This window comes from Catenulispora sp. GAS73, assembly GCF_041262085.1.
GTDB lineage: Bacteria > Actinomycetota > Actinomycetes > Streptomycetales > Catenulisporaceae > Catenulispora.
Genome location: NZ_JBGCCM010000009.1, coordinates 197,503 through 210,440, shown reverse-complemented (window position 1 = coordinate 210,440; position 12,938 = coordinate 197,503). Strand labels below are relative to the sequence as shown.

Sequence of the window (12,938 nt, the reverse complement as noted above, 5' to 3'; positions counted from 1 at the left end):
CTTAGATGTTCAGGCATCCACCCTTGCGACTCCAAGGAGAGTGATATGGAACTCCCGCAGCGTCCGGGTTCCCGGCTCGACTCGTATGTCGACCGTTACGCAGCCAGGACCCGCGGGATGACCGCATCCGAGATCCGAGCTCTGTTCGCCGTGGCCTCCCGACCCGAAGTGGTCTCGCTGGCCGGCGGCATGCCGAACCTCGCGGCGCTGCCGATGGACTCCATCGCCTCGGTGGCCGAGGAGCTGATCCGCGACAACGGCACGGTCGCGATGCAGTACGGCGGCGCGCAGGGCGACGAGGCGCTGCGCGAGCAGATCTGCGAGATCATGCGCCTGGAGGGCATCGAGGGCCATCCCGACGACGTCATCGCGACCGTCGGCTCGCAGCAGGCGCTGGACCTGGTCACCCGGATCTTCATCGACCCCGGCGACGTCATCCTCGCCGAGGGGCCGTCCTACGTCGGCGCGCTCGGCGTCTTCGCCTCGTACCAGGCCCAGGTGGTCCACGTGGCGATGGACGACCAGGGGCTGGTGCCGGACACGCTGCGCGCGGCGATCGCCTCGGTGCAGGCGTCCGGCCGCCACATCAAGTTCCTCTACACGATCCCGAACTTCCACAACCCGGCCGGCGTGACGATGGCCGTCGAGCGGCGGCCGGAGATCGTCGAGATCTGCCGCGAGGCCGGGATCCTGATCCTGGAGGACAACCCGTACGGGCTGCTCGGCTTCGAGGGGGAGACCTACCCGGCGCTCCGCTCGCTCGACACCGAGAACGTCATCTATCTCGGCTCGTTCTCGAAGACCTTCGCCCCCGGCTTCCGCGTCGGCTGGGCTCTCGCGCCGCACGCCGTCCGCGAGAAGCTGACGCTGGCCGCCGAGGCCGCGGACCTGTGCCCGCCGGCCTTCTCGCAGATGATGGTCTCCCGCTACCTGAGCACCCAGCCGTGGCGCGAGCAGATCAAGGCGTTCCGGGCCATGTATCTGGAGCGGCGCGACGCGACGCTGACGGCACTGTCCGAGCTGATGCCCGCCGGTGTCACGTGGACCAAGCCCGAAGGCGGCTTCTACGTCTGGGTCACGCTGCCGCCGGGACTCGATTCCAAGGCGATGCTGCCCCGCGCCGTCACCGCGCGCGTGGCCTACGTTCCCGGCACCGGCTTCTACTCCGACGGATTCGGCGCCTCCTCGCTGCGGCTTTCGTACTGCTACCCGACGCCGGAGCGGATCCGCGAGGGCGTGCGACGCTTCGCGGACGTGCTGCGCGAGGAGATGGAGCTGCGCGCCGCGTTCGGACACGAGGCGACGCGGGCCCTGGACAGCCGCGACGGCGTCGACACGCCCGGGCCCGATCTGGCTTAACGGCGGTATGTTTCACGGGAAACCAGGGCCTGGTTTCCCGTGAAACATCGCCCGGTGTCGGCGTGAAACAGGCCGTGTTTCCCGTGAAACATGGCGCGGCCAGACTCTCGGCGGACGATGTTTCACGGGAAACAGCGTCCTTGTTTCCCGTGAAACATCCACTCCGCGGAGCCGCCGAGGCGGTCTCCCCCGACTCGATCCGCGTGTTTCCCGTGAAACATCGAGCTCGATCCCTCCGGCCGACTGGCATGATCGGGGGCGAAGATACCCGGTGAGAAGGGCAGTGATTGCAATGAGCGACCTCGGTCGTGTCGTCGTCTTGGCCGGCGGCCTCAGCCACGAACGCGACGTCTCGATCCGCTCCGGCCGCCGCGTGGCCGACGCGCTGCGCAGTGCGGGCGTCGAGGTACAGGTGCGCGACATCGACGCCGCACTCGTACCGGCGCTGCTCGCCGACCGCCCCGACGCCATCTTCCCGACACTGCACGGAGCCGCCGGCGAGGACGGTGCGGTCCAGGGAATCCTGTCGCTGCTCGGCCTGCCGTACGTCGGCTCGACCGCAGCCGCCTGCCGCCGCGCCTTCGACAAGCCCTCGGCCAAGGACGCCATCCGCACCGCCGGACTGGCCACCCCCGACTGGGTCGCCATCCCCAAGACGACGTTCCGAGACCTCGGCACCCAAGCCGTACTCGACGCGATCACCGCAGCTCTCCCGCTGCCGCTGTTCGTGAAGCCGGCCCGAGGCGGATCCTCCCTCGGCGCCGCCGCCGTCCACACCCGCGAGGACCTCCCGTCCGCGATGGTGGCGTGCTTCGCCTACGACGAGACGGCACTCATCGAGCGACACGTCACCGGCCGCGAGATCGCGGTGTCCGTCGTCGACACCGGCACCGGCCCGAGGGCCCTGCCCGCCGTCGAGATCGTGGCCGACTCCGGCGTCTACGACTACGCCGCCCGCTACACCGCCGGCATCACCGAGTTCTTCGCACCGGCCAGGCTCACGGCCGACGAGGCGAACATCGTCGAGCAGCTGGCCGTCCAGGCGCACACCACCCTCGGCCTGTCCTGCGTGTCACGCACCGACCTGATCCTCGACGCGGACGGCACGCCCTGGTTCCTCGAAGTGAACGTGGCGCCGGGCCTCACCGAGACCAGCCTGCTGCCGCTCGCCGCAGGTGCGGCAGACCTCGACCTCGGCGTGCTCTACCGCGATCTGGTCCAGGCGGTCATCGCCAGGTAGCCCGATGTTTCACGGGAAACCTCGATGCTGGTTTCCCGTGAAACATTGCTCGTTTCACGCCGACGCCGCCGATGTTTCACGGGAAACATCGCCCCCCGTTTCCCGTGAAACATGACAGAGGCCCGGCGGAACACCCGCCGGGCCTCGTCACCTCGCTCCTCAATCAAACACAGTCCCGTGAACCATCTACTCCCCGAGGATCGCCTTCGCGATCCGCTTCAGATCCTCTATCCCGGCGTACTCGATGGTGATCCGGCCGCGCTTCTGCATGATGTCGACCTTCACGCGGGTCTCCAGGCGGTCCGACAGCCGCTGGCCGTAGTCCTCCAGGATCGGCATCCGGCTGCCGGAGCGGATCCGCTTGCCCTTGGGCTTCTCGGTGAAGTCGAGGTAGTCCTCGGGCGTCTCGGTCAGTGCGGTGTCCAGCGCCGCGGCGTCCCAGCGGCCCATGCCGGCCAGTTCCTCGACCGCGCGGACCGACAGGTTCTCGCGGACGATGCGCTTGGCGATCTCCTCCTGCTGCTCCACCGACTTCAGGCCGAGCAGTGCGCGGGCGTGCCCGGCGGTGATGACGCCGGCCGCGACCCGGCGCTGGATGCCCGGGGTCAGAGTGAGGAGGCGCAGGGTGTTGGTCACGTGCGGGCGGGACTTGCCGATCTTCTCGGCCAGGACTTCGTGGGTGCAGTCGAAGTCCTTCAGGAGTTGGTCGTAGGCCGCGGCCTCTTCGAGCGGGTTCAGTTGGGCGCGCTGGAGGTTCTCCAGCAGCGCGTCCAGCAGCATCCGGTCGTCGCGGGTGTCGCGGATGATGGCGGGGATCGCCGAGAGGCCGGCTTCCTGGGAAGCGCGCCACCGCCGCTCGCCCATGATGAGTTCGTAGCGGTGCTCGCCGTCGGGCTCGGGCAGTGCCCGGACCACGATCGGCTGGAGGAGGCCGACTTCCTTGATCGAGGCGACCAGCTCGGCCAGGGCGACTTCGTCGAACTCGGTGCGGGGCTGCACCGGGTTCGGCCGGATCTGGCCCTGCGGGATCTCGGCGAACGAGGCGCCCGGGACCGGCATCAGTCCGTCCGGGAGGTTGGTCTCGACCAAGTCCTCACGGCTCGACGCGGGTGCCGGAACCGACGCCGACAGCGTCACGCTCGCGGTGTCGTCGTGCGTCCGGTAGTCGGTGTCGATGGGCAGGGTGCCCAGCGCGGTGCGAGGCGGGGCGGTCGCGACCGATGTTTCACGGGAAACGTCGGTCGTTGTTTCACGGGAAACATCGCCGGGCGCCGGGGCGGGCGCCGATTCGGATCTCGTCTTCTCGGACAGTATGGAGGGCGGGGCACCGGTGGGGATCAGAGCACCCAGGCCCTTGCCCAGTCCTCGTCGGCTACTGCTCACCACTGCTCTCCCATCGTGCCGCTCACTGCCCACCGCTGTGCAGGGACGCCCCACCGTACTCGATGTCGGCCCGGAAATCGTTCATGCCGTCCATCGGGCCGCGGGACGCGCCGCGCTCGGCCATCTCCCGTGCGGCGTCGCGGTAGGCGATCGCGCCGGTCGACACCGGGTCCCACGTCATCACGGTCTGCCCGTACGACGGCGCCTCGGAGACTCGCACCGAGCGCGGGATCGCCGAGGACAGCACCTCGTTCGGGAAGTGCGTCCGCACCTGCTCGGCGACTTCGGTCGACAGCCGGGTCCGCGAGTCGTACATCGTGAGCAGGATCGTGGACACGTGCAGATCCGGGTTCAGGTGCCCGCGGATCAGCTCGATGTTGTGCAGCAGCTGGCTCAGACCCTCCAGCGCGTAGTACTCGCACTGGATCGGGATCAGCACCTCGGCGCCGGCCACCATCGCGTTGACCGTCAGCAGCCCGAGCGAGGGCGGGCAGTCGATGAGGATGTAGTCCATCTTCTTGGTGTAGCCGGACAGCGCCTTCGACAGCCGGCTCTCGCGAGCCACCATCGAGACCAGTTCGATCTCGGCGCCGGCCAGGTCGATGGTCGCCGGGCAGCAGTACAGGTTGGGGATCTCCGGCACCTGCTGCACGACCTCGTCCATCGTGTAGCGCTCGATGAGGACGTCGTAGACCGACGGCACGTCGGCGTGGTGGTCGACCGACAGCGCGGTCGAGGCGTTCCCCTGCGGGTCCAGGTCGATCACCAGGACGTCGGCCCCGGCCTGGGCGAGCGAGGCGGCCAGGTTGACCGTGGTCGTGGTCTTGCCGACGCCGCCCTTCTGGTTGGCGACGACGAGTACCCGGGTCTTGTCCGGCCGGGGAAGCCGGGTGACACCGGAGAGCGCTTCTATCGCGGCGGCGGCTTGGCGGGCGATCGGGGTGTCCGAGTCGTCGGCGACGGACGGCCCCTGGGCGGGAACGGAAGAAGGCGGCATGTGCGGTACCTGAAGGGGTGCAGAGGGAGTGGCTCCCGCGGGAACGTGTCCGGACTCGTACTCGAGGTCCACCGGCGGCGTGGCCATCACGTCGGTGGTCCCGGCGGGGTAGTAGGGCTCGTCGTTCAGGCTGTCCACCACTGACTGCGCGAGCAGCGGGTCGACCCCCTGGTGCTCTCGGTGTTCATTGCCGGGTGCGGCCACGGAAGAACTCCTGTCATGGGACGCGCGAAGGCTGTGCTCAACATGAAGCGAGACGCTACAAACCAACAGTCTGCCGTACTCGATCCCCTGAGAACGAACGAAGGGCGGTGTTTCACGGGAAACACCGCCCTCTTTCGTCGGTTTCCCGTGAAACATCGCCCGCGCCGACCCTCTGAGAGTCATCTGGGAGCCGTCGGGGGCTTTCGGGACTCACTGTTTCCCGTGAAACATGAGCCGACTCCGGCAACCGACGTCCCCGCCGCGGCCCATGTTTCCCGTGAAACATCCGGCCCCGAGACACCAAAGCCCCGCAGGACCCGCAGCGTCAGCGTCCCTGCCGCCGGTTCCGCGGCCGCTGCTTCTTCGGCCCGCGAACCTGGATCTCCTGCTCGATCCCGACTCGGATCACCGTCGTCGGCGGCTCCACGATGCCGGCGCCGACCGTCTCCACGCTCCACCGCGTGGCGCCCAGCTTCGCGAGCAACTCCGCGCTCTCGGCGAGCTCGCCCTCAGCCGAGCCGCCCTTGAGCGCGACCATCTCACCGTCGGCCCGCAGCAGCGGCAACGACCAACCGGCTAGCCGGTCCAGGGGCGCCACCGCGCGGGAGGTCACCACGTCGAACCGCTCCTTGCCGGCGAACTCCTCGGCGCGGCCACGGAGCACGCGCACGTTCTCCAGTCCCAGGAGGTCGATCACCTCGTCCAGGAACAGGGTGCGGCGCAGCAGCGGCTCCAGGAGGGTGACCGACAGGTCCGGGCGGGCCAGGGCCAGCACGATGCCCGGGAGCCCGGCGCCGGAGCCGACGTCACAGATCTGGATGTCGGCGGGCAGCAGTTCGCCGACCACCGCGCAATTGAGGATGTGCCGCTCCCACAGTCGCGGCACCTCCCGAGGGCCGAGGAGCCCTCGGGTCACGCCGGGACCGGCGAGGATCTCCGCGTACCGGGTGGCGTCGGCCGCCCGGGCGCCGAAGACCGAGAGCACCGCCTCCGGGGCGGGGCCCAAGACCAGATCGGTCGGCTCGCCGCCGCCGGGGGCGGCGGGGTCGGGCGAAGAAGGTCGCATGTCTCCACTATGTCCCAGCTCGGTCGTCAGACCGACTGCGACATCGCGGGCAGGACGACCACACAGCGGTTGGGCTCCTCGCCCTCCGACTCGCTGCGCAGGCCGGCCGCGGCGACCGCGTCGTGCACGACCTTGCGCTCGAACGGCGACATCGCGGACAGCTTCACCGGCTCGCCTGTCTCGGCGACCTTGCGCGCCGCCTCGGTGCCGATCCGGGTGAGCTCGGAGCGGCGGGTGGCGCGGTGGCCGTCGATGTCCAGCATCAGCCGGGACCGCTCGCCGGTCTCGCGCAGGACCGCCAGGCGCGTCAGCTCCTGCAGCGCGTCGAGCACCTCGCCCTCGGAGCCCACCAGGTGCGAGAGCTTGCCGCCGACGATGGAGACCGAGGCGCGATCGCCCTCGACGTCCATGTCGATGTCGCCGTCCAGGTCGGCGATGTCGAGCAGACCCTCCAGGTAGTCCGCGGCGATGTCCCCCTCGTTCTCCAGCCGGGCGATGCGCTCGGCCGGCGATTCCGGGGCCCGCTCGGCGGGCTTGTCAGCCCGCTCGCCGCCGGCGTCCGGCTCGGCGTCGACGAGTTCGGCAGGCCCGGCCTCGGTCACCGCGGTGGTGTCGCTCATGCCGTCGCTCCTCTACTTCTTGCGCTTGCTACGACTGGTACGGACCGGCTGCTGGCGCTGCCTGGAGACCGCCACCTTGTCCTGGGTGCCCGAGCCGTTCGCGCCGGCCAGCGCCTTCGCGGCCTCCGGGTCCTTCGCGACCAGCTCCTGGTGCTTGCGCTCCTCCTTGGCCTTGCGGCGGGCGAGCATTTCCTTCTCCGCCTGGCTGCCGGGCATCGGGGAGTTGCGCAGAGTGTAGAACTGCTGGCCGATCGTCCACACGTTCGTGGTCATCAGATAGAGCACGACGCCGATCTGGACGTTCAGGCTGAAGAACAGCATGCCGAACGGCATGACGTAGAGCATGATCTTCTGGCTCTGCATCATCGGGTTCGGGACGGAGTTGTCCAGGTTGGTGTTCTTGGCCATCATCATGCGCTGCGTCAGGAACTGCGACGTGGCGTAGATGATCGCCATGATGATCGCGACGATCTGCAGGTTGGTGACCGAGTGGATCCCGATGTTCTGCATCTGGGCCGGCGTGTGGTGCAGGAAGCTCAAGGACAGCGGCGCGCCGAAGAAGTTGGCGTGCTGGGCGCTGACCGAGTCGGTCTTGGACAGCGCGCCGACCGCGTTGCCCGCCGAGACGTGGCTGAGCACCCGGTACAGGCCCATGAAGAACGGCGTCTGCAGCAGGATCGGCATGCACGAGGCGAACGGGGAGGTCCCGTTGTCCTTGTACAGCTTCATCATCTCCTGCTGAAGCTTCTGCTTGTCGAGCTTGTACTTCTTCTGCAGGGCCTGGATCTGCGGCTGGAGTCGCTGCATGTTCTGCATCGACTTGATCTGCTTGCGGAACAGCGGGATCATCGCCGCGCGGATGGTGATCGTCAAGAAGATGATCGACAGCACCCAGGACGCCGAGGAACCACTGCCGAAAATCGCCCCGAACGCCCGGTGCCACAGCATCATCACGAAGCTGGTGGCCCAGATGATCGGGGAGAGGATTGTGTCGATCACGATCGCGCTCCTCGGCTGGACATCAGGTCGGGCCGGACCGCGTCGTGGGTCGGCCTGGCGGGCAAACCGACCATCTCGGTCCGGTCGGAAGTCTGTGTTGTCTCACCAGGGGAACTCGTCTCGTCCGCCGAGAGGTTCCGCGCCTGGCCGTCTTTCTCGCCCTCGGAGTGCTCGGGCTCACGGGGCTTGACTGGATCGTATCCGCCCGAACTCCACGGATTGCAGCGCAGCACCCGCCACACGGTCATGCCGCCGCCCTTGATCGCCCCGTGCGTCCGGACGGCCTCGTAACCGTAGTGGGAGCACGAAGGCTCGAACTTGCACACCGGGCCGCGCCAGTTCACGACCGGGCTCAAGACTATCTGGTAGAGCCGGATCAGCCCCATCAACACGTACTTCATCGCAACAGCTTCCGCAGGGCCGAGTCGAGGTCGGCGCCAAGAGTGGCCCAGTCCGCGCCGGCCGCCGGCGGCAACGCCCGGACCACCAGCCGCGATCCCGGGGGCAGCAGATCCAGCCGGGCCCGGACCAGGTGCCGCAGCCGCCGCTTGACGGCGGTGCGCACCACGGCGGGCCCGACGGCCTTGCTCACGACGAAGCCCGCCAGCACGGCGGAGTCAGCCGAGGGCGGCGGGTCGGTGGGTACCGTCAGGTGGGCGACGAGCGTGGTTCGGCCGGCCCGTCGGCCGCCGCGCACGGCCGCGCCGAAGTCCGCCGACCTCCGCATGCGGTGCGCGGAGGAGAGCACGGCGGTCGGAGAGGAAGCGAACCGCGGCTCAGGCCGACAGCTCGCTGCGGCCCTTGGCACGGCGGTTGGCCAGGATCGCGCGGCCGGCACGGGTCCGCATGCGCAGACGGAAGCCGTGGGTCTTGGCGCGACGGCGGTTGTTGGGCTGGAAGGTGCGCTTGCTCACTTGGGGGCTCCGCTTGTAGTTGGCGCCCTTCAGGGCGGCGTCACTGCTTAGGTCTGTTCCGAAGTGCGCCAACAGGCTTACGCGCGCAGACGCGCGGCATCGGCAATCGACTTCTCGACCTGCTTACGGTACGTGCCGCCACCCGGAAGGGTCAAACCCGAGGTGGACCGGGCCGTCGCCGGCCGCTCGGACACTATTATCCACAGGACCACCGTACTTGTGGATAACCAGGCCCACCCGCTACCGTCGGCCGGACCGCCGCCGATCCCGAGGTGCGGCATTTTGTGAGGTCCGCACCGCCGCGACGAGCGCGGGACCTGTGAAAACGACAGATACGACGACCGACGCGACCGCGCCCGGCATTATCCACAGCTGTACACAACTGCTGCGTACGACCTGTGGAAAGCCTGTGGGAAACGTGATGCAGACCTGTCGGCGCGGTAGGGGCCGACAGCACAGAATGGAGCCACAGGCCGTGTCCGACCCGCAAGGTTACACCCCGGTCCCGCCGCCCGCGGCCGCCCCGGGTGACGCGACCGCGCTGTGGCCCCATTTCCGCGCCCGCGTCGAGTCCGACGGCTCCCTGACCAAGAGTGAGCAGGCCTTCCTCATGATCCCGGAGGCCCGGACGGTGATCGGCGACACGATCGTGCTCGCGGTGCCGGACGACTTCTCCAAGAACTACCTGGAGCAGCGGCTGGAGCCGATGCTCACCACCCATCTGGCCGCCATGTTCGGCCCGGACATCAAGTTCAGCCTGTTCGTCGACAGGGCGATGGAGAACACACCGGCCCCGGCGTCCCCCAGCCCGGTCCCGCCGCCGGCCCCGGTCATCCAGCAGCTCGCGCCGCCACCGGCCCACTGGACCCCGCCCCCGGTGACCCTGGCCGGGCCGGACCAGACCGCTCCGGCGGCCTTCCACAGCGAGCCCCCAGCCTTCGCCCCGGAGTCGCCCCGGTCCGCAGTCGGCGGTGTGGCCCTGCCGCCGCCCCGCATCTCCGAGCCGCCGCCCGAGGAGAGCGACCCGATAGCGGCCACGCTGTCGCTGTCCACCGGCAGCCCGGGGGCCCGCTCCTCGACGCCCGACGACGGCGCCAAGGCCCAGCAGGCCAAGCTCAATGAGAAGTACGTCTTCGAGACCTTCGTCATCGGCTCCAGCAACCGGTTCGCGCACGCCGCCGCGGTCGCCGTCGCCGAGGCCCCGGCCAAGGCCTACAACCCGCTGTTCATCTACGGGGACTCCGGCCTGGGCAAGACCCACCTGCTCCACGCGATCGGCCACTACGCGCGCAACCTCTACCCGGGGACCCGCGTGCGGTACGTGTCCACCGAGGAGTTCACCAACGACTTCATCAACGCGATCCGCGACGGCGCGGGCAACCACCTGCGCAAGCGCTACCGCGATGTCGACATCCTGATGGTCGACGACATTCAGTTCCTGGAGAACAAGGAGGGGACGCAGGAGGAGTTCTTCCACACCTTCAACACCCTCCACAACGCCTCGAAGCAGATCGTCATCTCCAGCGACCGGCCGCCCAAGCAGCTGAACACCCTGGAGGACCGGCTCCGCTCGCGCTTCGAGTGGGGCCTGATCACGGACATCCAGCCGCCCGAACTCGAGACCCGGATCGCGATCCTCCGCAAGAAGGCCCAGCAGGAAGGCCTGAACGCACCGCCCGAGGTCCTGGAGTTCATCGCCTCCAAGATCTCCACCAACATCCGTGAGCTGGAAGGCGCGCTGATCCGGGTCACCGCGTTCGCCTCGTTGAACCGCGCCCCTGTCGACTTGTCGCTGGCCGAGGACGTCCTGAAGAACCTGATGCCGGACGCGGCCGGTCCCGAGATCACCGTCTCGACGATCATGGCCCAGACCGCGATGTACTTCGGGATCACCATGGAGGACCTCTGTGGGACTTCTCGCAGCCGCATCCTCGTGACCGCCCGGCAGATCGCCATGTATCTGTGCCGCGAGCTCACCGACCTTTCCCTGCCCAAGATCGGACAGGCTTTCGGCGGCCGCGACCACACCACGGTGATGCACGCCGACCGCAAGATCCGCTCGCTGCTCCCGGAGCGCCGGGCCATCTTCAACCAGGTGACCGAACTCACGAACCGCATCAAGCAGTCCGGCTGACCTGCTCCTTCCTGTCAGGCCCGGCACGCCCTCGCGCGTGTCGGGCCTTTTTGTCGTGGGCCGCGGACCGGCGACACGACACGCCGGAAGTCGAGAAAACCCGCACCTCCCACCTTTCATAGCTCCTTGTCGACTAATGTCCTCACATGTCCGCTTCGAAGCTCTATGTCGCTAAGGAGACGAGCCGAAAAGGTTCGGACGCATGACGTTCCGCAGGTTCGACATGTCACCCACTTGGCAGATCGCATGATCGCCGCCGGTTGGGGACAACCCGGGGAAAAACTGGGGATAACCTGTGGACAACGCTGTGCGTAACTGAGTGGACGTGTGGATACCGGCGAGTTATCCCCAGAGTTGAATTGTTTTCCACAGCTGAACACACAGGCAATGTGGACTAACATAATAGGTATGAGCTGCGGAAACGATGGTTATCCACAGTATCCACAGCCCCTACTACTACTACGAGAACAGTTAGCTACGTCGGCCGATTTGAATCGTCTCGGCCCACATCTGTGGAAAACTCGCGGACAACTCATTGGACGTCCGAAGGCGCCGAAGACGGATTCACTCTTTCAGGGCCCTCTGACAGTCCTTCCCCCGTTGTCGCCGTTTCCACTCCTCCCCAAGCTCGTTTCAGGCACACTGGAACCTCTCAACACGCAGCGCCGATTCACAGCCTGTGGGTCGCAGACGGCATGATGGGACGCTGGTTCCGATGAGCAGCGAGTAAGCAAGCAGGAGGCGGTGTCCGGTGAAGTTCCGGGTCGAACGCGACGTCCTTTCCGAGGCCGTGGCATGGACTGCGCGGTCCCTGCCCAGCCGCCCGGCCGCCCCGGTGCTGGCCGGCCTGGTCTTCGAGGCCGTCGAGGGTGATGGTGGGGACAGCGGCTCGGTCACGCTGTCCGGCTTCGACTACGAGGTCTCCTCCCGCGCCCAGATCAGCGCCGACGTCACCGAGCCGGGCCGGATCCTGATCCACGGCAAGCTCCTGGCCGACATCGCCAAGTCGCTGCCGAACCGCCCCGTGGAGTTCTCCACCGAGGGGTCGAAAGTTCTCGTCAGCTGTGGATCCAGCCGCTTCACGCTGCAGACCCTGCCGGTCGAGGACTACCCGGCGCTGCCGACCATGCCGACGGCCACCGGCGCCGTCACCGCCTCGGGTCTGGCCGGTGCGGTCTCCCAGGTGGCCATCGCCGCCGGCCGCGACGACACCATCCCGATGCTCACCGGCATCCGGGTGGAGATCGAGGGCGAGCGGGTCACCCTGGTGGCCACCGACCGGTTCCGGCTGGCCGTCCGCGAGCTCCAGTGGAAGCCGGAGCAGCAGGACATGTCGGCGACCGCACTGATCCCCTCCAAGGTCCTGTCCGACACCGCCAAGGCGCTCACCGGCGGGGACTGGGTCACGCTGGCGCTGGCCGGCAGCGACGCCGGCGAGGGGCTCATCGGTTTCGAGTCCGGCGAGGGCGCTTCCAGCGGGGCCAAGGGCTCGCGCCGGATGACCTCGCGGCTGCTGTCGGGCGAGTTCGTGAAGTACCGCTCGCTGTTCCCGAACGAGTACAACATCACCGCGACCGTCGAGACCGCGCCGTTCCTGGAGGCCGCCAAGCGCGTGTCCCTGGTGGCCGACCGCACCTCGCCGATCAAGCTGGCCTTCACCCAGGGCGAGGTGACCCTGGAGGCCGGCGCGGGCGACGAGGCGCAGGCCTCCGAGGCCATGGACGCGGTCCTGGACGGCGAGGACATCAGCGTCTCGTTCAACCCGAGCTTCCTGCTGGACGGCCTGCAGGTGATCGACACGCAGTACGCGCAGCTGTCGTTCACCGTGGCTTCCAAGCCCGCGGTGCTCATGGGCCGCCCGGCCCTGGACGCCCCGCCGCAGGAGGAGTTCCGTTACCTGATGATGCCGCTGCGTGTCCCCGGTCAGTCCGCGGGCTGACCCGGAAAGCACTCGTCACGCAGGCCCCGTAAGGTCGGTTCTGACACGATCAGGTGAAGGTGACGGAAGAAACAGAGGGAAGA

The 12,938-nt window shown here is 68.1% G+C and carries 12 protein-coding genes; 4 read left to right on the top strand and 8 right to left on the bottom strand.

What is annotated here, in order from left to right; all coding sequences use genetic code 11:
- Positions 1–45 precede the first annotated feature (45 nt).
- Together ABH935_RS16195 and ABH935_RS16190 are read left to right on the top strand one after the other, a co-directional pair.
- The gene (locus tag ABH935_RS16195; protein WP_370378698.1) at positions 46–1,359 is read left to right on the top strand and encodes a PLP-dependent aminotransferase family protein; all 1,314 of its coding nucleotides are present in this window, start codon (positions 46–48) and stop codon (positions 1,357–1,359) included.
- Positions 1,360–1,651: 292 nt separating this feature from the next.
- Positions 1,652–2,599: a D-alanine--D-alanine ligase gene (locus ABH935_RS16190; RefSeq protein ID WP_370378697.1), complete on the top strand. Its 948-nt coding sequence runs from the start codon at positions 1,652–1,654 to the stop codon at positions 2,597–2,599.
- Positions 2,600–2,785: 186 nt separating this feature from the next.
- On the opposite strand, the gene ABH935_RS16185 is transcribed toward ABH935_RS16190, so the two are convergent.
- From ABH935_RS16185 to rpmH, 8 genes are all read right to left on the bottom strand, one after another.
- Positions 2,786–3,982, bottom strand: coding sequence for a ParB/RepB/Spo0J family partition protein (locus ABH935_RS16185; RefSeq protein ID WP_370378696.1), 1,197 nt, complete (start codon positions 3,980–3,982; stop codon positions 2,786–2,788).
- Positions 3,983–4,004: 22 nt separating this feature from the next.
- Positions 4,005–4,979, bottom strand: coding sequence for a ParA family protein (locus ABH935_RS16180; RefSeq protein WP_370378796.1), 975 nt, complete (start codon positions 4,977–4,979; stop codon positions 4,005–4,007).
- 529 nt (positions 4,980–5,508) lie between these two features.
- On the bottom strand, positions 5,509–6,249 hold the full coding sequence (gene rsmG, locus ABH935_RS16175) for a 16S rRNA (guanine(527)-N(7))-methyltransferase RsmG (RefSeq protein ID WP_370378695.1): 741 nt from the start codon (positions 6,247–6,249) through the stop codon (positions 5,509–5,511).
- Positions 6,250–6,275: 26 nt separating this feature from the next.
- The gene (locus ABH935_RS16170) at positions 6,276–6,869 is read right to left on the bottom strand and encodes a protein jag (protein WP_370378694.1); all 594 of its coding nucleotides are present in this window, start codon (positions 6,867–6,869) and stop codon (positions 6,276–6,278) included.
- 12 nt (positions 6,870–6,881) lie between these two features.
- Complete coding sequence (gene yidC / locus ABH935_RS16165; RefSeq protein WP_370378693.1) at positions 6,882–7,868, bottom strand: membrane protein insertase YidC; 987 nt, start codon at positions 7,866–7,868, stop codon at positions 6,882–6,884.
- Positions 7,865–8,269 carry a membrane protein insertion efficiency factor YidD gene (gene yidD / locus ABH935_RS16160; protein ID WP_370378692.1) on the bottom strand — a complete coding sequence of 135 codons (405 nt, stop codon included), beginning with the start codon at positions 8,267–8,269 and terminating at the stop codon, positions 7,865–7,867. Before yidD ends, yidC begins: the two co-directional genes overlap by 4 nt.
- A complete protein-coding gene (rnpA, locus tag ABH935_RS16155) occupies positions 8,266–8,616 on the bottom strand; it encodes a ribonuclease P protein component (protein ID WP_370345850.1) in 351 nt (116 codons plus the stop codon). The genes yidD and rnpA overlap by 4 nt, the downstream gene beginning before the upstream one ends.
- 28 nt (positions 8,617–8,644) lie before the next feature.
- Positions 8,645–8,782, bottom strand: a complete 138-nt coding sequence (gene rpmH, locus ABH935_RS16150) for a 50S ribosomal protein L34 (protein ID WP_015797593.1) — start codon at positions 8,780–8,782, stop codon at positions 8,645–8,647.
- A 460-nt stretch (positions 8,783–9,242) separates the two neighbouring features.
- Between rpmH and dnaA the strand changes: the two genes are divergently transcribed.
- Together dnaA and dnaN are read left to right on the top strand one after the other, a co-directional pair.
- Positions 9,243–10,916 carry a chromosomal replication initiator protein DnaA gene (dnaA, locus tag ABH935_RS16145; RefSeq protein WP_370378691.1) on the top strand — a complete coding sequence of 558 codons (1,674 nt, stop codon included), beginning with the start codon at positions 9,243–9,245 and terminating at the stop codon, positions 10,914–10,916.
- Positions 10,917–11,667: 751 nt separating this feature from the next.
- Positions 11,668–12,855 (top strand): DNA polymerase III subunit beta, encoded by a 1,188-nt coding sequence (gene dnaN, locus ABH935_RS16140; protein WP_370345855.1) that lies wholly within the window; start codon positions 11,668–11,670, stop codon positions 12,853–12,855.
- Positions 12,856–12,938: the final 83 nt, after the last annotated feature.